Below are 23,068 nucleotides of genomic sequence, written 5' to 3'. Positions count from 1 at the left end.
CGGATCAACTGTTAAGTCTATTCTCTGATTTATTTTGTTGAATTATTTATAAATAATGAAATAATTGTCAGGATGTAACACTATAGATAGATATTTAAAATAAGAGGGTTTTGTAGTTTTTTAGTTCTGATCCCAAGAAGGAATTGCTTTATCAGTTTAGGCACTTTCTTCTTGGTTTCTTTTATTGCTATTCTGGTATATTAGAATTCGTCCAATTGATGATGCAAATCCTTAAAAAATAAGATACGTTTCGGCTCTCCGCTACAGGAAATTAGTGTAGAAATGCGTCGGCGTGAATGAATCCAGCTATTCATTTCATAATAGCAGCTTTTCTCTGTGCAGGCCAGACCATTTAAGACGCAGGCCTGGATAACACTGAGATGATACTGGCCAGCTTTTAAGTTATAGAATGCCTTGTCAAACTGTGTATTCGAAACATACATATATACATCATTTCCATTCTCATATTTGCCGGTGATTGAAAGCTGTTCCATATAATCCAAAAGCTTGTGAACTTCTCCCATGATAACCCTTGCGTCGCATTCCCTTAATAATTTTATGGATACGAAGTATTTCAGCTCATGCGTCAGCGCCCAGCACAGCTGCCTGTCGAAGACATAATAGGCGTTTCGTATCTGCATGTGGGCTTCCCGTGAAGCCCGGAAAATCTCTTGCATACGTTCTTCAATCTTTACGTCGTGGTAGGCTTTGGCCTCCCGTAATCCACTTTCGTATATCCATTTGAAAAGGGCAAACCGGGTAATGTTCTTGTAACGTAAATACAATTGTTGAGGAAATCTGTTCGACGTAATGGCTAACTGAGAGAAAGGGTCCTTGCTTCCCTGGCGGACATCATCTAAATAGGCCTCTAAAATCTTATAATCTTTAGGACTGGGCGTTTCGAAATCAACTAAGTGTATACTGTAATTAAATCTTTTGTCTGGAGATGTATTTACAACTTCGCCAAGTGAAAAATCCAGCTCATTGGCCAATAGAGCCGCTTCTTTCAGACTAAACGGGACTTCTCCGCGTAGGCGGCGGTAAGCAGCTTCCTTGCCTATGGACAGCACATTCATGATAACAAATACAGGATTGACTTCTGATGGAACCCGGGCTTTGACAGCATCGAGTAAAGCCTTGTCGTAATTATATGTTTTCATACTTGAATTTTGTTACAAATGGTATTAGAAAATAAATCTTGTTACGGAAAGTATTCCAAAACAGAAAATGCCTTTATTTCCGTAGTACGCCATATCTGCTAACATGTCAACAATATGGGAACTATGAATTATCATTTAGAATTTTTGAATAATGTGTAGAATAGCATGAGATAAGAACCTTTTGGACCAAAAACCTAAATCACAACTCATCTAATAGTTTACGCAGCGAGGAGAAAAATTCAATACGTTGAAATTCTCCACTCTGGGTAATCAAAGTAGAAAGCCTGCGCCGGGAATCGATCCAGTCTTCCATTTTCAGATAGCTGGTTTTATTCGTAGAAGCTACGCCGTTGAGGATACAGGCTTCAATGATGCTGAGATAATTCTCATGGATTTTGAGGTTGTAATAAGACCGTTCGAAGCTTATATCTGAGATGTATATCTGGACTTTATTTCCATTCTCATATACTCCATCAATACAGACCTGCTCCATATAATTAAGCATAAGATACGCTTCTCTGCGGATATTTTCTTTATCCTCTTCTCTTATTAATCCGATAGAGACAAAATGTTTCAGATCTGTAACTAAGGATTGTCCGATTTGTTTATCAAAAATAAAACAGGTCGAAGCAAATTGTCTATATGCATGCAGCGAATCATTGAAAATCTGTTGCATCCGGCTGGGTATCTTCACTTGGTGATATGCCTTTCCCCGTCCAGATTTGTTATGGTAAATCCATTTAAATAGGAAGAAATTTAGTAAACTCTTATAACCCAGATAGATCTGTTGCGGGAAAGTATTAGTAGATATAGTTATATGAGAAAAAGTATCCATGCGAGAACTGAAAAGCATGTCTATGTATTCCTGGAGGATGCGGTAATCATTCTCATCCGGGTTCTCAAATTCAGCCAGACGCATGTGTAGATGCTGGATTTTTTCATCATTGTTTCCGGTTACTTCGTCTAATGAGATTCCCAATTTTTTTGATAAGAGTACAGCTTCCTGTAAGCTAAGACATACTTCTCCGCGTAAACGCCGATAAGCAGCTTCTTTTCCGATAGATAAGATATCCATAACAAACCACACTGGATTAATGTCTGCGGGCAGTTTAGCTCTTACTGCCTCAAGTAAAGTCTTGTTATAATCATGTGTTTCCATATACATAATATATAGGTATACCAAAGATATAAATTAAATTGAGGTTCCCATTATTCCATTTCTAAATTTGTGAATTTATACGAAAAATATCTAATACTCCCCGATGCCGGGAGGTAAAGGTTGATAAAAATGCAACTAAGTGCAAAGGAAATTAGCTATCCAAAATTAGTTTATTACTCAGCAGTGTTTATTGCAAATAGCAAATAAGTTTCCGGACGTTCTTCCTGAAATTACAAATTATACTGATAACGAATCTTTTTTTTCTGAATATTGAAAATAAGGAGTTCCTTCTTCTTTTAAAAGAAAATGTATTCTGAAGAAGGGTGAAAATTGGAACATGAAAATTGAGAGTAATAGATACTTTTGAAACTAAAAAAGAGCGAACAGTTCTTGTTATGAATTTACAATATTATTGAAAATGAGTTAATATCTGATCCTATTCAATCATAACTTAAAATGAAGATAAAATGAGATATATAAATTTAAAACATTCCCGGATAGCAGTGAGAGCTATTATTTTATCTGTTCTATTGGGCCTGGTCTTATATATACAAGCGCAGGTTACTATTGGTTCGGGGATTCCTCCTGATGAGAATGCTCTTTTAGATTTAAAAGAAGATGATAATGGTAATTCGACCAAAGGTCTTTTATTGCCAAGAGTACAGTTAAGTGATATTGATAGTCCCTCCCCGCTTACAGAACACAAGGAAGGTATGTTTGTCTATAATATCGGAGAAAATGGTTTTGTAGGGCGGGGGGTATACTATAATACAGGGGAAAAGTGGGAAAAGGTAAGCTCTCTTTTTACCAACTGGTTTTACATGCCTTCTGTGGTTTTTGATACATCATTAACCGGCGAAGGTTTTACTAAAAACCTTTATGAACTTTATAGAGATCAATTTGAAAATCCGATGATGAAAAGTTCTGATGCTCCTCCAAGTATACCACATATGCCTGCTGCCAACGATCTCTATTACTATATAACTGTTTATGATACAGATGTCTTTGAGATAATATCTTTGTCAGATTCCGGAATACTGGTGTATAATATAAAGCAGGCTGTCTCGGCTTACTCTTTAATCAACATTATATTCGTTTTAAAATAATAATGTTATGGATGATAAATATATAGTTGGTTGCATCATAATTGTCGTACTGTTTTTTACTTGTCAATTAGGTCAGGCGCAGAATTATGGTGATTTTCCTTATTCTCAAAGTTTTAGAACAGAAACGCAGCCTGAGGAAATAGATATAGTAACACCGCAGAATTCTCAGATACAGAACGATGCTACGTTTACATCGGAGGGACTGCGTTTGACCTCAAACGAAACCGGTAGGTTCGGTGCAGTTTTTATCGGAGATCATCAATTCCAGTCGATACAAGGCATCCGAATAGAGTTTGAATATCTGATGTATGGTGGTAGTGGTGCTGATGGAATGTGTGTATTTTTCTTTGATGCAGGCATAAACAATCCTGTTATTGGAAGCATCGGTTCAGCTCTAGGGTATACTTATAATAGAACAAATTCCTATTATGCAGTAAACAGGGCAACAGGACTGAGTGGTGCATATCTGGGTATAGCACTGGATTCTTACGGAAATTTCAAGAATAGGTTTTGGCAGGGAGACTCCCGGATAAATGGGATTCCTGACATTTCCGGAGATTTAGGGGATAGATACATCAGTAATGTAACTCTACGTGGAGCCAGAGGTGGAGCTACGCAAGTGGCAGACTTTGCGTCTATTGCCGGGATGGACGACGGCTATATGGGCTACCCTGTATTGATAAGTCAGCCAACCTTGAATAATAATGAAGGGTGGCAGCTTAACGGTATAGGAGGCTATTCTTCCATAAATACATATAGAGGGGACTTCAATCTAAGAGGAGAAGATCAATCTGATTATAGGAGAGCTATTATTGAAATCTACCCTTTGGACTCTAATGAAGGCTTTGAAATATCAGTCACAATTCAGCATGGAGAAACGGAGACAATCGTTATTAACGACTATCCGTATAGAAGATTTGTTGAATATGCTGAAAATGCCTATGATTTAGAAGGGGATAACATTATCGGTGGTTCTGTATATCCGGAAAGCACACCTACTATCCTGGATGCAACTATTCCGATGTATTTACGTATTGGCTTTGCTGCCAGTACAGGAGGAGAAACAGATATTCATTTACTCAGGGAATTAAAAATATCTCTGCCTTCCTCGGCCGAAGCTTATGATGATTATGCCTCTACGACCCGGATGGAGCCTGTTGTTATTGATGTTTTGGATAACGATATCGGATATAGCGGGCAGATAACAAAAACGCAGATCGGAGATAAAGAGCACCTGAACCCAAATTCATTCCGTTTTTGTGACGATAGTGGGGAATTTTTGGGAGTAGTTGTCGATGATATGACTGTTTATGATACTGCAGAGGGTAATTGGTTGTTTAATTTTCAGGAAGGAAAACTCACTTTTACATCGGCTCGTGATTTTATTGGGTTGGCTGCTGTCAGATATAGTATTAAATCAAAAGATGAAATCGGGGAACCATACGACGATGAGGCTTATCGGTCTCCACCTGCTGTAGTAAATGTGAATGTATCTACTTTCCAGACTATTATCTCTAATAGAATGGTGACTCCTTTGGTAAATTAAATATAGAATAGAATGTTTTTAGATTCAAAAAGTGGAAATTATCTCAGAAAAAAAGCCTTAACCTTTATATAATACCTGAATGTATTACTACGCCTAAGCCGAACACTTAAATCTCTCTCGAAGTCTGAGATGAAGGAATTGATGCAGTATTTCTTTCAGGCAGATGATAAACGATATATAAGTCTCTCTGGTGACGAATATTGTTATTACGCTCTTTTCAACGTTTAAATAACAGGCAACTCTATAATAATCAGGGCTGAGAGTGCATGAAAACTTTTCTGCGAAAAAGAAGAAGTGCTTCTCAGGGATATAGAGTGATATGCCTATTGCACAGATTAGTTAAAAACTCAGTCCACTTTTTATGAAGATACATCAAATATTATGAAGAAACGGAAATAGCCAGAAGATAGCCTCTGATTGAAAACAAAGAAGAATTCTCTGTCAAAAAGAATACTAATAAATTTTTATTTTAAAATTGTTAACATGGATACAAGAAAAAAAAATCAAAAGAAGCTTTTAAATAAGCTTTTTAGGGCATTAGCATTGGTAATATTTTGCTCTATGAGCATAAGCTTATCTGCTCAAAAAGTAAATATTACCGGAAATGTGAAAGACGAGCTGGGCGAAGCTCTTATTGGCGCTAGTATCAAAGAAGTAGGTACATCAAATGGTACAGTTACGGATGTAGATGGAAATTTCTCTTTGTCTGTAGAGGCAAATGGTTCATTAGAATTCTCTTACATTGGGTTTCTTACCCATGAAGAAAAAATAAATGGAAGAACAACCATTAATGTAGTAATGATAGAAGATAGCCAACAACTCAACGAAATTGTCGTTGTTGGCTATGGGACAATGAGAAAATCGGATGTAACAGGTTCTATTGCTATAGCTAAAGGGGCTGATATGATAAAAGCCCAAAACTTTAGCCCATTGGAAAATTTACGGGGTAAGGCTTCCGGGGTAAATATTTTTTCCAACTCCAGCCAGCCTGGAGCCTATGGGAACCGGGTTATTATTCGTGGTAACTCTACAATTAATTCTTCTTCCGACCCTTTATACGTGGTAGACGGCGTGGCTATATCGGATTTTCACCTATTGAATCCTAATGATATAGAAAGTATAGAAGTATTAAAGGATGCTTCTGCAGCTGCTATTTATGGGGCAAGGGGGGCTAATGGTGTCATACTGGTGACAACCAAGCGAGGTCTCAAAAGCGAGGGGACGGTTGTAAGCTATCAAGGTTCGATGAGTATAAATTCTGTAGCCCGCTATATGAATGTACTTAATGCCCAGGAATGGACAGACGCTTTCATGATTGGTTTGGAAAATGAAAATAAATACCAAGGAAGGAATTGGTCGTTGAATCGGACAGATTGGTTTACGGACAGAGATTATTTCGATGCAAACGGCAATCCTTTATATGACACGAATTGGCAGAAAGAAGCGACACGTACATCAATTTCTCACAATCATCAGTTAAATATTCAGCAAGGTGGGGAAAAATCTTCAGTGGGGGCATTTTTAAACTTTTCCGATAACCAGGGGATTGTAAACAACACATATGCTAAACGTTTGAACGGAAAAGTCGCTTATGACAACAAGCCATTACCATGGTTATCTACCTCTGTTAATTTCCTGGTGAATCATGTATGGAGCCGGTATACACCGGAAACAGGAGGAGGGCAGGAGGCCCGCCGCACGATGATAGAGATGTTGCCATGGTTGCCGATTTATGATAAAAATGGGGATTATACCACATCTACATCTACTTCGATGAATGATTCATTCGGATTCGAAGGGATGTCTAATCCGGCAATGATACTCGACCTGCAAAAACGGATGCTGTATAATACCAAGATATTTGGAAATGCCGCATTGACATTCCATTTGATGGACGGACTGGATCTGAAAACCCAATTTGGGCTGGATAATAGAGCGGTAAAATACAGAGAGTATTCCTCTGTTAATTTGAATAATATATCCATGCCAAACGGAAGAGCTGAAAGATGGCATAGCAACACCTTTTACTGGCAAGAGGAGACCTATTTGACCTTCAATAAGGTACTGGAAAAGCACCGGATCAATGCTATGGCGGGTATTTCATGGTCTGAAACTATATACGATTACGATAGGCTATACACAGAAGGTTTTGACGATGATTTCTACGAGGATTACAATATGGCAACCGGTACAATACCTGGTTCACCGGAGTCTGATTGGAATAAACAATCTATGAACTCTTATTTCTTGCGTATGGCTTATACTTTCAACGATCGTTATTCTGCGACAGTTACAGGACGTATTGACGGCTCTTCTAAATTTGGTGAAAACAATAAATATGCCTTCTTCCCTTCTGCAGGCCTGGCATGGAATATAAGTAACGAAGATTTTTTAGTAAACAATACTTCAGTTAGCAATCTGAAACTGCATACAAGTTACGGGCTTACAGGAAACTCCGAAATAAATCCTTATAGTTCTTTGGCAAAAGTTTCCGCTGGTACACTCTTATTAAATGGAACGCGTAGTCCATATTCATGGATCAGCAACATTGCAAATCCTGATTTGAAATGGGAAAAGACAGCACAATGGGATATAGGAGTAGATCTCGGTTTATTCAGGGATCGTCTGAACTTTGATGTCTCCTTTTACACCAAGAAGACGACAGATTTGTTGCTGGATACCCCTATCCCTCACTCTACGGGGTATCAATCGGTATTTAGAAATATAGGTTCTGTAAGGAACCAGGGATTTGATATTTTGATTAACGGAACTCCTGTAAGAACGAATGACATGGAATGGAATGTGTCTTTAAATATGAACTATAACAAAAATAAAGTTCTTAAACTAGGAGACAATGATGAAGATATCCTTCAGCATTCATGGGTAGGGGGCGCAGAAAGTATTATCCGGGTAGGAGAAAATATGAACAGTTTCTATGGTTACAGAAGATATGGCGTTTATACACTAGAAGATTATAATGCCGGAGACTGTACCCTGGAGCAGGTCGGTAGAACAAAACGTTCAACAGAAAAAGAAATTTTGGGAAAAGGAACGCCTGACTGGACCGGGAGCTTCATCAACAACTTCAGATATAAAAACTTCGATCTGACTGTTGACTTTCAATTTGTATTGGGAGTAGAGACTATGCAACAATTCTATCACTCAACATATGATCGTTTTGGTATTACAAACGGCCTTGCCGAGATTTTGCATGGGGCATATGACGGAACAAATCCGAATACTATGCAACAAGCGATATACCTGAGTAATTCAGGTCATGCCGGACAAGATACTACAGTGGACTCGTCATGGGTTGTCGATGGCTCTTATCTCCGTTGCAATATGTTACAATTAGGCTATACATTCACTCCGGGATTATGTAAGTCGCTTGGAGTATCAGCCTTACGTGTTTATGGAAGTGCAAATAATTTATTCCTGGTGACCTCTGGCGATTTTAAAGGATACGATCCGGAAAGTACATCTCAGGGGGATACTGATAAGTTTGGGCAAAATATGACTTTTTTCTCATATCCTAGGGCAAGAACATTTACATTCGGTATCAATCTTACATTCTGATTAACTTAAAAAATAAATAAGATGAAAAAAATAATATTATATATATTTGCATATATCACTATGCTGTCTTTTCATGCATGTAGTAGCTTTTTGGAAGAGAGTCCTAAATCACAAATTGTCAAAGATACATATTATAGTACGCCCGCTCAGGCTTTGGCTAATGTAAACTTTTTGTACAGAGTTGGGGCACAGGGCAGGATGTCAAATGCCGGTAGTGCCTATGTAGGTCCTAATGCATCCATTGACGGTATGTTGACCGGTTATTTTATCAATTCTTACGAAGGGCAGGAATTAGCATGCAGGTATGCCCGCCTGCTTACACGGAGTACCAGTTTGAGTACACTTTCTAATCTGTTAAACGATATTTGGGATAACTGTTATCTGGCAATAAATGTTTCAAATAGTGCGATTAAGTATATTCCTGATATTCCCGGAATAGATGAAACATACGCAGACAGATTGGTGGCTGAAGCTAAATTCTTCCGGGCTTTTAATTACTATTATCTGGTAAAAACATTTGGAGATGTACCAATGTACGAAGAACCTTATGAATCATATACGGATAATTTGCTATTGGGGCGTACTCCTGTTGCAGATATTTACGCATTGATGGAGGCGGATCTGACTGTAGCTGTTAATACACTCCCGGAAGTTATGTTTGCTATGAACGAACACCGTATTTCGAAATACATTGCAGCAATGACATTAGCAAATGTATATCTGCGTCAGGAGAAATATTCTGATGCTGCTGATGCTGCCCGGATTGTAACGGGTTCTCCTCATAGATTGGAGACTAATGATGATTTAGCATTGGGAAGCGCTTATAATAAGTTACGCAGTATAGATGATCTGGATGAAGTAATTTATGCCCAGGAATATGATGAAAGTATAAGTTCCGGAGGATGGTGGCCAACATATGCTTTCTCTTCTGGAGCTGTATCGGTTTTTGGAACATATTCAATTTTTGAAAGAGTATATGGACCGATTGACAGATTCTTAAATGTATATGAAGCAGACGATTTACGTATTCAGCCTAATCAGTTTTTCCACTGGACATATACTAATCCGAATAACGGGAGGACATGGTCTTCTGAAAGTGCCGGATGCTGGTATTATTATGATGAAAATGCTTTACTGAATTCGGGACGGGCAACTAAGGACTGGAATTTCTTTCGCTATGCTGAAGCTTTGTTAGTTGCTGCTGAAGCTATTGCGGCGAGTCCCGAAGGCGTGACTTCTGAAGCTGCCGGATATCTGGCCGAGATCAAAGCCCGCGCTGACATGAATGGAAAAACAATTGCTCAATACTCTACCGAACTGCAAGCTTTGTCAAATGATGACTTTATTAAAGAATGTTGGACAGAGCGCTTACGCGAATTTCCACTGGAATTTAAAATCTGGGATGATTGCTCACGTACAGGGATGTTTCCTGTAATCTCTGAAACGACTCAAGGTGAAGTTACATATGTTCCTCTGATAGGGGCAACAAACGGCGCAGGTGCCGTATTTAGTAGTTCCGATCTGTTTTGGCCTCTTTCTATAGATGAGTTGCAACGCAATCCAAATCTGGAACAAAACGAAGGTTATCCAACACAATAATCTGTAATTTATCCATATTGTGCCTTAATAAAAAATAATAGCTCATTAATATTTAATGGGCTGTTGTGTTTGGACGGCTTGTATTGGTGTAATATTTTTGCAGAGCGATTATTGAACCAGGAGCCAAATTAAAAGAACCAAATGTATAACACACACGGAACAATTATTATTCCGTGTGTGTTTCTTTTTCTATAATTCAGAGCGGGGGAGCATACTTAGAAATTTGTTTTGCTGAAAAGCCTTGAACCATTCACTTCGAATCCGTACTTATCTTTCGCATATATCTTTATTGTATGAATTCCTATGGATAATTCCGTAGGTAATGATACAGTCCAGATGTGTGGCGATTCCCTTTTTCGTAATGCCCCTTTTCGGCTGAATGAAGCGGGATACCCACCCTTGTTATTCATGTATATGAGACGGCTGACAGACGGCGGAACCATTGATGTTTTATCCATTTCGATCCAGTCTCCAGCATCTATTTGCATCATGACTGTAGTACTATCCGATCCACCGTAAATATTAGCTACCACAAGATTTTTATCCAATTGAGACAGTGCTTCAATATGAGTATCTACTGTATCCTGACCACCAATCCATATATCCATTTGCCTGTCGGCACTCAGTCCTATCCCTTTATAATTGATCTTATAATTATTCTTATCGAAGTCTATTGTAAAATAATTTTTGGGACTTCCACACTGCATCAGTGCTGTAGGAATCCCCAACCAGTCGCGTTCTCCTATCCACCAGTTTCCACATGAAGCTCCCACACCCAGTTCGTGAACGTTAGGTGCAAGTATATGCCGGCTTATCTGATGAGTGTGTCCGGATAATATAAGTACGGTAGGATAGTCTTTCACTAAATCGAGAAAAGCATTCCTGTTGCGAGTGTAGACCATCGGTATATGCTGGCACACTACAACGGTTTTATCTTTTGATACATAGGCAAGATCATTCTTTATAAAACATAGTTGCTCGTCACTGATCAGTCCTGTGTAATCACGCCCCCCTTTCGATGCGACGTTGTTGAGTACGATAAAGTGTACGTTCCCATAATTAAACGCATAATAGCTTGCCCCAAAATAACGGTTAAATACATCATCCTGTCGGTTTGTCCCTCGTACATTTCTATCATGATTTCCCAAGAGCAACCATGAAGGCATAGGAAGGCTTTCTATCATTTGTGTAACTGAGGGCAGAATATCAAGGGTTTCATTTATCTGATCGCCCATAAATATATTGAAATCAATATCTGATCGTTGCAATAGTTCGGATATAACGCTTTGGTTGGCGTAATTGATTTCCTGATAATCTTTCATTTGGATGTCACCGATGGCTCCTACTCTGAATGTCTTTTTTTCGGAGAGTGGAATTAGAGGAATATCGAAATCAAGATTCTCATTTTCTGTCAACGATGTGTCAATATATAAAAAGGCCGTATTTTGTATTTGAGGCTTATTTTTCCTCCAGACACCATATTGGGATGGAATTATAGGAAATATAGACGAGCCAACAGAAGTATTAATTGTATAAGCTCCTGCCTTGTCTGTCAAAACAATTTCTTTTCCGTTCGATACGAGTATATTTTTTACTCCTTTCTCCGAGGCATCCTTAACTCCATTCTTGTTCTTGTCTTCGAAAACAATACCCGACACTTTTACCTGTTGTGCTGCGATAGTAAATGAGAATATCCCGGCGAGGCAAAGAAGTACAATACCTTTTATTTTCATATTATTCAACAATTAAAAAAGTAGGGGCACGATATATTACACACCAATACCCCCACATAGTAACTAAGTAGTGTTCTGCTTTATCAATAATATTATTTATTCATTGTCTTCAATGTATTCCCATATTAAGAGATTTTTACTTTCGTCAATATATATGGCATAACCGGTTCCATCAGACCCAAAAGCAATATTGGTTTTACCTGTTGTCACATTAGGGAACACAAATGGAGATGTCCATGTTTGAGCCTCTTTGTCAATAGTGACAAATGAGGTCGTACTATTAGTTGCTGTGTTATTATAAGTGACAGAAGGAACTCCTTGAGGGTTTAGTGCCAAAGAGAAATATCTCGTATTTGAAGCAAGGTTAACAGGGGTTGCAAACAGACTCCACGAACTGGTACTCGCTGTATATTTGTGAGTAATTAATTTATAACCACTACTCAAACGCTCTAATCCCATTACATATATATTTCCTTGGTTGTCCACATCCATATCAAGGTCATAATAATTAACTTCAGTTGCATCTTCGTGTCGCATTCCTTGGGCTAGTGTAGACCATGCTCCATCTTTATTTACATACACAGATATTGTACCACTTATATTGGCATAATCATTTACAGCCAGATAGAGTATATCCTTTTTCAGTACAGAACGCATATTATAAGAGTTATAACTTCGTCCAGGCATTGTTTGATTAGTTGTCCACGAACCTCCACTATAAGTACTAATGTTCATAAGTCGACGGCCAACAACACCTCCGGCTAAATTATTCATAGAGAAAACATACAGTTTTCCCATAGCATCGAAACAAATACTATTATACTGAACTCTCACATCATTGTAATTACGACCTACTACCACCCAAGAACTTCCATCATAATATTGGACCGTAGCTGTTTGTGGTATAGCGTTGGTGTAGTCTGTATATACTACATATGGGGTTCCGGTCGAGCTGAAAGTGAAATCCATATCAGATGTCTGGCCGTTCGATATAGTGTCGCCAACCATAGACCATGTCTCATTTTCATATTTTAAAAGTACAGCTTTCCGGTAACTTGTATTCGTATTATTTTTAATACCCATAACATATGGAACATTATCTACGGGATTAACCTTTAGAATGGCATCCATTAATTGAAACTCTGAGAAACGGACTTTTTTAATCCACTCGATAGGTCTTTTTATCCGTACAGTATATTTCCTGTTATTCAGACTGGTATTAGTCAAGACGAAATCGACAGGTACTGAAAAGTCATTTGCTGTTTGCTGACTTACCTGAACTGTACCTTTAACCGTTACGGCAGGATTATCTTCTGAGGTTGTAAAACGAGCTATCAAACTTGATTTATCTATTTTAGATGGAATTTTCATCTCAATATCGCTACCAACTATAGGACCATCTACCACATAATCTTTATCCAAAACACCTTCATTGTCTTCGACATAGAAACCAAAAGAAACCAACTTGGCCCCAACTATATCGGGTGCTGAAACGGATTTATCCTCTTCGCTACACGCCGAAAATAATAGCACAGCTATAAGAGGATAGCACAGATTTTTTATTAATTGTTTCATAAAATTCTTATTTTATGGATGAATAACTTTCTTTATTTACTTTTATTTCCAGTCTTATCATATCCCTTAGGATAAAGAACGGCTTTCACCATTAACCTGTCTTTATACATTTTACTCTCTGCAAATGAAGCTATATCTTTTGCCGTAATGCTATTTACGATATCATTATAATCGGATACATAATTCCAATCAGTTTCGTTATTGAAAATAGTATTTCGTATGAAGCTACTCCAGAATGAGCTTTTCTGCACATCGAGACTCATTTCTTTTATCAGGTTCATTTTTATATCTGCCAGTTCCGAATCGAAAGACTCCGGATTATTGATCATCATTTCTATTTCTTTCAATGTCCGATCCAACAGTTTTTCTACATTTTCGGGTGCAGTCGTAAACCCTATTGTCTGACGGCTCAATGGTTCGGGAGCTATTGCCGATCCGGCCGATACACTCACACTATATACCATTCCCATTTCTTCTCTTAATGATTTCAGCAACTTAGTTCTTATTACAGCCTTCAATATGCCATTTTTCAGATTTTCCAATCTCAAACTTCCATCTACTCTGTTCTGCTGAAATACAAGGTTTACAATTGCCCGCGGCGACTCACCATCGTTGCGTTCAAATACGATATACTGATCCACTCTTGCCGGCCGTTTGTACTGGTATGATGTGCTTGGCTCTCCACCAGGCAACGCAGCTAAATATTGGGTTATATAGGGTGTAACAGCTTCCAGATCGCAGTCGCCGATAATAACAAAAGTAAAGTCTTTGGCGCCGCCAAAAGAATGATTGTATATAGGAATAAGTGCCTCAAGTTTCAATTCATTTTCTAAGATAGTATCACTAACTTCCCGGTTAGTATAATCTTTGCCTTGAAGAATATATGACAAATCCTCATAGAACTTTCCACTTTCTACCTTATTGGCCGTACGATAAGATTCTATTGCATTTTTCTTTATCTGTTCATACATAGTTGTATCAATACGCGGATACATCCATTTCAGATATAATAATTGGAATTGGGTCTCAAGATCCTCATTGTTTGATGAACCTCCCATTCCGACACGCGAGTTATCGATTAAGAAAAGCATCTTAGCTGTATTGCCTGTCAGATAATGAGCCAATTCGTCACGAGACATATTTCCTGCTCCACTAAGTCCAATCACGTTTTTGGCATATAGCCCGTTTACAAAATCAAGCGAATCGAGCGTATATAAGCCTCCTTTACGGAATCCCGACAAGGTGATCTTATCCTTGTCTATGTCGGTCGACTTAAATACAACTTTGGCCCCATTGGACAGCGACAGTATATGGGCGTTTATTTCTTTGATATATTGCTTATCTACAATTGATCCGGGTTTGGGCAATGATGCCAATAACTGATCCGGGATATTCACTGTCTTCTTATATGGAGCAATATTTTCTTTGCTTATTTTAGAGAAAACAGATTTAATGTTGTCGTCGGACGGAAGTTCCTCTGCAACTTTATCGAAAGCCGAAAGAATGAAGTGAGTTTTTGACCAGTCGGCTGTCTTATGCAAATACTTGGTAAGAGATGTAGAGTCTATTTTTGAGATGTATTTCTTTGCCAAATTATACTCTTCCTCCTGCGTCACAACCTTATTGCCTACATAGAAGTCAGAATATATTTCATTCATCAAATTGATTGAAGGTACAGGACGCTCCGATTCAGCATTTCTCTTTAAAGAAGCCAGATAGCTTTTCTTCACCTTTTCTATTTCAAGAGGAATAAATCCGTATCTATATATCTGTTCTATTTCCCGGGCAAAAGTATTGATACCATCGTCAATCTTAGTTGGCGTGAGTTCTACCGATGTCAATAATATGCTTTTTGTATTCAGAAAACTCAAAACACTAATATTTGCTTTCTTGTAGGATGGATCATTGAATGATAAAGAAGTCATTCGTTCGTTAAACAACCTGTTGAGTATAACACGTTCTAAATAAGCCGGATATTCCTTTTCGGATTGAACGGGTGACAGTGTAGGTAATAACTGAACAGCTACAAGTTCCACTTTATCTAATGACTCGTGGATAACACTTTTGACTGCCATATCCTTATAACTATCAATAGCATATGTCGGAGCTTTCTTCTTTTTCGGTGTTGTTTTTAGTTCTCCGAATTTTTCTTTAATCATACGTTCTATCTCGGTCGGATTAATGTCTCCTACCACGGCGACAGCCATCAACGATGGATTATACCACTGTTGGTAATAGTCTTTAATATCCTTGTGTGAAAAATTTTGAATAACAGCAGTGTCACCAATCACAATACGATCCGAGAAGCGAGATTTATTCAGTAGTTCATACAACAGCGCATTCTGAGCGTCTTGTTTTGGCCCGGTCTTAGACAGCCATTCCGACATGATTACGCCTCTTTCTTTTTCTATCTGAAGACTATCTAGAGACAGTCTGCCTGCCCAATCGGACAAAATAGTCATAGTAGAATCCACAACTAAGGGATTATTCGAAGGCAACTGCAATTTATATACAGTTTCGTTGAAAGAAGTATGTGCATTCAGGTCCTTTCCGAACTTAGCTCCTTTCGACTCAAGAAACCTGACAATACCATCGTCCGGAAAATGTGCCGTACCATTGAATGCCATATGTTCGAGAAAGTGAGCGAGTCCTTTCTGTGAATCCTCTTCGAAAACTGAACCGGATTTGATGAAGAGCCGATATACAGCTTCTCCTTTAGGCGTTTGATTCGGGTATATATAATATGTCAACCCATTATCTAAACGCCCTTTTATCAAAGTCGGATTTTGTTTCAGTTTTTGCCCCGAAACTGAGGTTGAAAATAACATTATGGCCAGCCCCAATAGTATATGCTTTATATAAAATTCCATTCTGTTATTCCGCCTTTTTCTTTTCTATTACAATTTCTTTATACTTCTGATCGGGGCCAGGATATCCTAAAGTGAAGCCCGCACTATTACTTAATAACCTGATAGTAAGTGTCGTGTTTTTAGTGCCATCCAATGTGTCACTTATTATGTTGTTATCTTCATCACGAACACATGTTCTTAGCCATTTGATCCGTATTGCCAAATCATAGATGCCGGGAAGGAAAGACTGAGTCTCACCTTCTGTCAGGATTTGATAATCTACACCTTCAACAAGCCCGTTGCCGGCGATTATTTCATACTTAACGATTACACTTTGTGATTGTGCCTGTGCATTCATGTATAACATATATTCCCCAACAAATTCCTGATCGGTATTGATCGGGCCTGCACTCGATGAGTTGATAGGTTCGACAGAGATAAATGGAGTATCGAAGACAATATTTTCGTCTTTACCACATGACGAAAATAGTACTGCAAATATGAATACCGGTATTATATATATTCTTTTCATAATCAAAACTTATTTTATCAGTTTACTGTAGGATTACCCACCATATCAGGATTAATATCCAATTCTCGCTGGGGAATCGGTTTTAGAAACAAGTCGTTAGGGTAAGTTAGTTTCTGTATCGATGATGATGTTGTTATACTACGTACCATATCCTGTTTTCTGCGAGTTATATCATATAGTTGGTGCCCTTCAAAACAGAGTTCTTTTGCACGTTCATTTTCTATGATTCTTTTCAATTCGGTTTTGTTTGTTTCCGTAACAGTTACATCTGCAACATCTTTATTCAGAGCTCTGGCAATTATTGCTTTCACATCCGCAGCGGCATTTGACAAATCATCTTTATTCAGATAAGCTTCGGCTCTGTTCAGATACATTTCCGAACTTCTTAAAATAATAGGATTAAAATGTTCGTAAGTAGGATCGTTATCCGTAACATTAAACTTATTTGTAACATAATACACACTGCTACCCGAAGTAACTTTTTCTATAATAGAATTATATCTGATATCACTGGACTGGGTGTCGGGGCTGAATAAGCTGAGCAACAGATTGTCTACTGTCGCCGATGGAACTACTGGTGTTACCATGCCGCCTGTCTCGGTCTTGTATGTGAGATTGAAAAGTGTTTGCAACGTTTTTCCCTGGTTTTTGGAACCATTGAAACGAAATACTACTTCAGTCTCTTTATTGTCCAATTGTCTATACATCGCTACATAATCGCTACCTTTAACTAGAGGTACTCTGTCTATTACATATCCTGCATATTTGATTGTGTTTTCCCAGTCTTCCATATATAGATATACACGAGACAGCAATCCATAAACGGCCTCTTTAGTCACTGTATATTTGGTTTTTGCATCTGTTCCAATACTTGAACTTCCAAACAGAACTTCAGCATCTTTCAAATCTTTGATAATCTGAGCATAAACATCTTTTACGGAATTTCGAGCCGGCTTGTGGTCGAAATTAGGAGCTATCAGTTCGATAGGTACTCCTAAATGACTTGCATCGGAAGTATAATTATAAGGTTGCCCATATATTTTACATAATTCGAAATGAGACAAGGCTCGTAAAAACAATGCCTGAGCTTTTATACTTTCCAACTCCGTTTTACTATCGGGATATTTACCGAGAAGAGCAGGTTGATACTCTATAATATTGTTTATATTGACAAGAGCTTCATATAATGTTCCCCAATATCCGGCACCTAAATCTTCTATCTCATAATTGTATAGCGCTAATGAAGCCGGAGATGCCGTTGTTGATAATGAAACCATGTTTGCTGCAAGATCCGGATAAGCGTAATAGATCCCGCTGTAAAACCTGAACATCGTGTAGTATGATCCGGCCATAGCACTTCGTATACCTTTCATATCCGAAAAGGCCGTAGGTGTAACTGTTTTGCCGGTGGGGGTTACTTCCAGAAAGTCGCTACAAGAAGATAATGCAACAGCCAGAAATAGTAACAATTCCGATAATTTAATCTTTATTTTAAAATTTTTCATAATGATCATCTGTTTTCGTTTGTTTTTAGAATGTTGCATTTAATCCTATCGTTACAGAGGATTCCATTGGGTAACCACTCATCGATTGGCGGTACGAGTTACGATCCGATTTATCATATGGTGTCCATATCGCTATATTGTCCAAAGCAAGTAGAACACTTGCATTGGCGATACCGACAGATCTCACATAGCTTTTCGGTATATTGTAGCCCAAAGCTATATTCTTCAACCGCAGGTGTGTCTTGTTAAATAAGAAACGAGTAGATGTTCGGGATGAACCGTTCGATATGCCCCATATTGGCTTGGGAGAGATAGCCAAGTCACCGGGCCTTTGCCATCTATCCAGCTGATTTACAGATTGGTTTTGCGACATTATCTGATATCCGTCCGAAGTGGTGTTGTTACTGCTGAAAGAGCTGAACCCATATCCACCTATCATATAAGTCATTAATACATTCAGACTAAAGTCTTTGTAACGGAATTCGTTAGACATGCCACCTTCCCATGTAGGTACCGATGTTTTATAAGGTACGGCATAGCTTGTACTATATACATTTGTAATATTTCCTTTATCATCATACCAAAGAGGTTCTCCATTGCGTGGATTTACCCCCGCCCAACGCACAAGGTTCCATCTATTCTTATCTCCACCTACTTCCCAAACCTTATTTGTAGAACCCAATCTGGGAGCTTCCAATTCTAGTATTTTATTTTTCGTATGCGACATATTCAGCGTTGTAACCCAATCAAAATCTTTTGCTTTCAGGTTTATAGACTCTATTGTTATCTCTATTCCGCGGTTTTGCATACTACCCACATTGGCATCAATTGCAGTGGCACCGGTGGTCATAGATATGGCATGGTTGCTGAGCATATCTTCCGTTTTCTTATTGTACACTTCCACTTCCACATCCCATCTGTCCAAAAAACGTACTCTCAAACCAATATTAGTCATATAAGATGTTTCCCAGCTTAGCTTTTTATTCTGAATAGAACTCATTACCGAAGCCGGATCTCCATTGTAACTGCTGCCATAATCATAGAGTCCTTTGGCCTGCATACTTCCGAGACGAGAATTTCCCGAGGTTCCGTAAGATGCTTTCAACTTCAATACATCGATCTTGTCGATATTGAAGAACGATTCGTTATGAATATTCCACGATGCCCCTAACGATCCGAATTGAGCCCATTGTACATCTTCCCCGAAGTCGGAGTTACCATCGCGCCGAGTATTCAATGTCAGATAATACCGTCTGTCGAATGAATAACTGGCTTGTCCGAAATATGAAAGAACATGATTGATAACCTCACCGCTCGACCCGATACGATTTACCGCATAGGTTATTTCTTTGATGTGGTCGTTGGCGAATGTATTTCCAGTTGCCTGAGTATACCTTCTCTCATCCGAAGAAGCTTCGAATCCGGCAAGCGCACCCACTGTGTGTTTACCGAAAGTCCTGTTATAATTGAGACGTACAACAGAGTTCCATAAGAATGTGTTAGAACTTGATCGTGTAGCATATCCCAGCTCATTGGCATTGGAGTCTCTTCCCGACCAGTTGCTCATAGCTCCGTATGTGTTTTCTTGTGTACTTTTATAGTCAACCCCAAATTGTCCGGTAAGGTTCAGACCTTCTAGTATGTCATAGCTTAAAGACAGGTTTGCCATACCGGCAAATGTACGTTGCCTGTTGTCATTCTCATCGCGTTCGGCCAAGGAATTGAAAAATTTATTTGATTTTTCAGATGGATTCCCTGCTGCGTCTTTTTCTATATACGAATAATACATACGATAAGTACCATCTTCGTTATATGGTGATATAATCGGCAAAAAGGCATAATAATCTGTTCCCGGAGAGAATATATTACTTACGTTATAAGAAAATGATGACCTGACAGAAAATGTCAGTTTTTTCAGAATCTCCACATCTGTATTTGTTCTTAACGAAAACCGTTGCTGGTCATTTCCTTTGGTCGCATATTCCTTCTGATAATAAGATGCTGAAACATAATTCTGCATTTTTTCGCTACCTCCGGTATAAGATACATTGACCTCGGCGGTATTTCCTGTCCCGAAATATTTGTCATACCAATCGGTGTTGTTACGGCTGTACATATTATTTTCGACATTCTGATATGGGAAAAAGGTCATATCGGGATCAGTTGCTGCATACCTGTTCATATACGATTCTTTGGCAAGAGTCATGTAGTCCTGAGCATTAAGCACCTTGAATCGTGTGCTTTCGTTTATTTTATCGAGGCTATATTTTACCGATGCACGAATCTGAGGATTAGAAATCTTTCCTTTTTTGGTGGTGATTAATATAACACCGTTCGAACCGTCGGCACCATACAGTGCAATAGTAGAAGGGTCTTTAAGTACCGTAAAGCTTTCTATATCATTTGGGTCGAGATAAGACAATGGACTTAGGGTCGAATTTACACCATAAGCCATATTAGTCCGTTCGCCTGAATATATACGGGTTCCATCGACAATCCAAATAGGTTCGGAACTAGCACCTAACGAGCCCTCGCCACGTATACGGGTCGATAAGCGCGGTCTTACGCTTCCTTCGCTATCGGAATTATAGCCGATTGCTAACCCCGGAACTAAACCTTCCAGTAGATTATCAATCCGTGCCGAAGGTAAATTCTGGATATCTTTTGCTGCAACTTGATATGCGCTACCTACCATGTCCGAACGCTTTTGGGCAAGTCCATAACCGGCTTCAATAACTACATCGCCTAATCCTATCGATGAGAGATTCATCTGTGCATTAAGTATATCTCCTTTGCTAACTGTCATTTCCAGTTGTTCCATTCCCACATAGCTAAAAACTAAGGTTTGCGTTCCGTCGGCAGGAATAGATATCTGATAGTTTCCATCAGTATCAGAGAAAGTTGCAGTCTTGTTATTTCCTTTCAACTTTACTGTAACACCTATCAATGGATAGTTGCTTTCGTCAAAAACCTTTCCTTTTATAACTCGGGTCGAAGGTCTTTGTTGAGGATTTCCACTATTACTCTTGGATGAACTAACTACAATGACATTATCATCAATTGTATAGGTTAGACCAACCGGTGTCAGTAGCTCGTTAAGCACTTGTGTTAAGGGTTTATTGTTAGCGTCTACATTTACAGCCTTTTTTCCCTGAACGACTTCACTTTTGTAGAGGAATATATAATTAGTTGCTTTTTCCAACTCATGAAAAACCTCTTCTATTGTCGCATTCTTCACATTTAAAGACACTCTTACTGTCTGAGAATAGGCACTTGCACATATGTGAAAAGTCCCTATTAGCATGAAAACAAGGAATGTATTAAAACGCAATCTAATTTTATGATGCCGATTTTGTTTCATAAATACAATTTGTAATGAATTAATAAATATTTATTTATTGCTTTTTTGATATTGTGATTGTGTTGTCTGTCAACTCAAATTTTAGTCCTCCGGTCTTTTCAAACTTTCTCAGTATATCCTCCGGATGTGTATACATTCTTACCTTACCGCTGTATACTATTTTCTTCACATTGGGATCATCATCTGCGTACCGGATGTCGACACCGTACCACCTGCTCAGGCTTCTCATTACATCGTCTAATGGTGTGCGGTCGAAATAGAACATATTATCTACCCATGCTACAATAGGCTCGGTATCTATTTCTTTTATATCCAGCGCTTCAGTCTTTTTATTCAATACAACCTGTTCTCCGGGTTGTATCGATTTCAGTTCTTTATCGGTCGATAGTTCGATTTTACCTTCCAGCAGTGTTGTATAGCTATTGCTCTCGTTGTCATAAGATTTTACATTGAATTTTGTACCCAGTACTCGTATCGACATATTGTTTGTGTTCACTATAAATGGTTTCCCATCTGCCTTCACTACATCGAAGAAGGCTTCTCCTTTTAGTTTTACAACTCTTTCGCTTGCCAGAAAATGATCAGGAAATTCAAGTGTTGATCCCGAATTCAAATTTACCTTAGTCCCATCAGGCAATATTACTTTATATGTTCCTTTGTATGGTACCTCTATTATATTATTACCATTCGATCTTTTCTTGGCGGATTTTTCATATTCTGTTATCGTAAGTATTCCTTTTTCATTGTGAACAGATAAATCATTGAGATATGCTATTGATGATATTGTATCGAGGCTTACAATATTTCCGTCCGATGTTTTCAGCACCGTTTTTCCACTACCTATCAAATCTGCGTTGTACTTTGACCCTCTTGTTTGAATATAGATAAGGGGAATCGCGATAGCAAGTATGGCTACAATACTGGCAACCCTTAGGGCTAACGTCAACCTACGTCGTAATCTTACGGGTCTGGTTACCTTTTCATACGCTGGTTGCGTATTGAATGAATTTATTATTGATAGTTGAGCACTTATTTTTTCTTTATCGCACAATTCATCGTGTAAGGTTTTAATTTCAGAAGACCCATTCATCAGATCTTCTATTTCCTTCTGCTTCTTTTCATCAATATCCTCTTTCCTCAAATAAGAGAAAAGGAGAGAGGCAAACTTAAATGGATTTATTTCCATATATCAATTGTTTAATGTTCAATTCAACCTTAATAGAAAGCAATATTCATTAAGAAATAGAGCTAACAGATATAAGCTATATTGATTAATACAATTAAAAGATGTAAAAGGATTAGATAAAGCAGGAGTGGTCGGAAGAAATATCTTCCGACTATTTTTTTATATAATCATTTGATATTAA

General features: G+C 38.3%; 13 protein-coding genes. 4 read left to right on the top strand and 9 right to left on the bottom strand.

Translation table 11 applies throughout. The annotated features are described in order from the left end of the window. Positions 1–200 precede the first annotated feature (200 nt). Positions 201–1,160, bottom strand: coding sequence for a hypothetical protein (locus ACFO6W_RS01885; RefSeq protein WP_379993608.1), 960 nt, complete (start codon positions 1,158–1,160; stop codon positions 201–203). 199 nt (positions 1,161–1,359) lie between these two features. Then, positions 1,360–2,319 carry a hypothetical protein gene (locus tag ACFO6W_RS01880; RefSeq protein ID WP_379993607.1) on the bottom strand — a complete coding sequence of 320 codons (960 nt, stop codon included), beginning with the start codon at positions 2,317–2,319 and terminating at the stop codon, positions 1,360–1,362. A 503-nt stretch (positions 2,320–2,822) separates the two neighbouring features. Here ACFO6W_RS01880 and ACFO6W_RS01875 point away from each other — a divergent pair. The 4 genes from ACFO6W_RS01875 to ACFO6W_RS01860 all read left to right on the top strand — a co-directional run bounded on the left by ACFO6W_RS01875 (position 2,823) and on the right by ACFO6W_RS01860 (position 10,146). Continuing rightward, positions 2,823–3,425, top strand: coding sequence for a hypothetical protein (locus tag ACFO6W_RS01875; RefSeq protein ID WP_379993606.1), 603 nt, complete (start codon positions 2,823–2,825; stop codon positions 3,423–3,425). A 7-nt stretch (positions 3,426–3,432) separates the two neighbouring features. Further along, on the top strand, positions 3,433–4,971 hold the full coding sequence (locus tag ACFO6W_RS01870; RefSeq protein ID WP_379993605.1) for an L-type lectin family protein: 1,539 nt from the start codon (positions 3,433–3,435) through the stop codon (positions 4,969–4,971). A gap of 561 nt (positions 4,972–5,532) precedes the next feature. Next, the gene (locus tag ACFO6W_RS01865) at positions 5,533–8,547 is read left to right on the top strand and encodes a SusC/RagA family TonB-linked outer membrane protein (protein WP_379993604.1); all 3,015 of its coding nucleotides are present in this window, start codon (positions 5,533–5,535) and stop codon (positions 8,545–8,547) included. A gap of 21 nt (positions 8,548–8,568) precedes the next feature. Beyond that, positions 8,569–10,146, top strand: coding sequence for a RagB/SusD family nutrient uptake outer membrane protein (locus ACFO6W_RS01860; RefSeq protein ID WP_379993603.1), 1,578 nt, complete (start codon positions 8,569–8,571; stop codon positions 10,144–10,146). Between the two features lie 215 nt (positions 10,147–10,361). Here ACFO6W_RS01860 and ACFO6W_RS01855 read toward each other — a convergent pair whose 3' ends face one another. The 7 genes from ACFO6W_RS01855 to ACFO6W_RS01825 form a co-directional block, all read right to left on the bottom strand. Next, a complete protein-coding gene (locus ACFO6W_RS01855) occupies positions 10,362–11,879 on the bottom strand; it encodes a calcineurin-like phosphoesterase C-terminal domain-containing protein (RefSeq protein ID WP_379993602.1) in 1,518 nt (505 codons plus the stop codon). Between the two features lie 96 nt (positions 11,880–11,975). After that, the gene (locus tag ACFO6W_RS01850) at positions 11,976–13,454 is read right to left on the bottom strand and encodes a hypothetical protein (RefSeq protein WP_379993601.1); all 1,479 of its coding nucleotides are present in this window, start codon (positions 13,452–13,454) and stop codon (positions 11,976–11,978) included. 32 nt (positions 13,455–13,486) lie between these two features. Beyond that, the gene (locus tag ACFO6W_RS01845; protein ID WP_379993600.1) at positions 13,487–16,324 is read right to left on the bottom strand and encodes a M16 family metallopeptidase; all 2,838 of its coding nucleotides are present in this window, start codon (positions 16,322–16,324) and stop codon (positions 13,487–13,489) included. Between the two features lie 4 nt (positions 16,325–16,328). Beyond that, positions 16,329–16,835: a hypothetical protein gene (locus ACFO6W_RS01840; protein ID WP_379993599.1), complete on the bottom strand. Its 507-nt coding sequence runs from the start codon at positions 16,833–16,835 to the stop codon at positions 16,329–16,331. Positions 16,836–16,852: 17 nt separating this feature from the next. Continuing rightward, complete coding sequence (locus ACFO6W_RS01835) at positions 16,853–18,340, bottom strand: RagB/SusD family nutrient uptake outer membrane protein (protein WP_379993598.1); 1,488 nt, start codon at positions 18,338–18,340, stop codon at positions 16,853–16,855. Positions 18,341–18,365: 25 nt separating this feature from the next. Continuing rightward, positions 18,366–21,578, bottom strand: a complete 3,213-nt coding sequence (locus tag ACFO6W_RS01830; protein ID WP_379993597.1) for a SusC/RagA family TonB-linked outer membrane protein — start codon at positions 21,576–21,578, stop codon at positions 18,366–18,368. A gap of 157 nt (positions 21,579–21,735) precedes the next feature. After that, complete coding sequence (locus tag ACFO6W_RS01825) at positions 21,736–22,887, bottom strand: FecR family protein (RefSeq protein ID WP_379993596.1); 1,152 nt, start codon at positions 22,885–22,887, stop codon at positions 21,736–21,738. Positions 22,888–23,068 lie beyond the last annotated feature (181 nt).

Origin of the sequence: Dysgonomonas termitidis (assembly GCF_042654545.1) — a bacterium.
GTDB lineage: Bacteria > Bacteroidota > Bacteroidia > Bacteroidales > Dysgonomonadaceae > Dysgonomonas > Dysgonomonas termitidis.
Note: the sequence above shows the minus strand (reverse complement) of the source record. Positions and strands in the feature narration are given on the sequence as shown.

What these genes read in the sequence shown, in the direction of transcription:
- ACFO6W_RS01840 (WP_379993599.1), bottom strand. Translation starts at nt 16,835, where the DNA reads ATGAAAAGAATATATATAATACCGGTATTCATATTTGCAGTACTATTT.
- ACFO6W_RS01835 (WP_379993598.1), bottom strand. Translation starts at nt 18,340, where the DNA reads ATGAAAAATTTTAAAATAAAGATTAAATTATCGGAATTGTTACTATTT.
- ACFO6W_RS01855 (WP_379993602.1), bottom strand. Translation starts at nt 11,879, where the DNA reads ATGAAAATAAAAGGTATTGTACTTCTTTGCCTCGCCGGGATATTCTCA.
- ACFO6W_RS01860 (WP_379993603.1), top strand. Translation starts at nt 8,569, where the DNA reads ATGAAAAAAATAATATTATATATATTTGCATATATCACTATGCTGTCT.
- ACFO6W_RS01880 (WP_379993607.1), bottom strand. Translation starts at nt 2,319, where the DNA reads ATGGAAACACATGATTATAACAAGACTTTACTTGAGGCAGTAAGAGCT.
- ACFO6W_RS01825 (WP_379993596.1), bottom strand. Translation starts at nt 22,887, where the DNA reads ATGGAAATAAATCCATTTAAGTTTGCCTCTCTCCTTTTCTCTTATTTG.
- ACFO6W_RS01845 (WP_379993600.1), bottom strand. Translation starts at nt 16,324, where the DNA reads ATGGAATTTTATATAAAGCATATACTATTGGGGCTGGCCATAATGTTA.
- ACFO6W_RS01885 (WP_379993608.1), bottom strand. Translation starts at nt 1,160, where the DNA reads ATGAAAACATATAATTACGACAAGGCTTTACTCGATGCTGTCAAAGCC.
- ACFO6W_RS01865 (WP_379993604.1), top strand. Translation starts at nt 5,533, where the DNA reads ATGAGCATAAGCTTATCTGCTCAAAAAGTAAATATTACCGGAAATGTG.
- ACFO6W_RS01870 (WP_379993605.1), top strand. Translation starts at nt 3,433, where the DNA reads ATGGATGATAAATATATAGTTGGTTGCATCATAATTGTCGTACTGTTT.
- ACFO6W_RS01850 (WP_379993601.1), bottom strand. Translation starts at nt 13,454, where the DNA reads ATGAAACAATTAATAAAAAATCTGTGCTATCCTCTTATAGCTGTGCTA.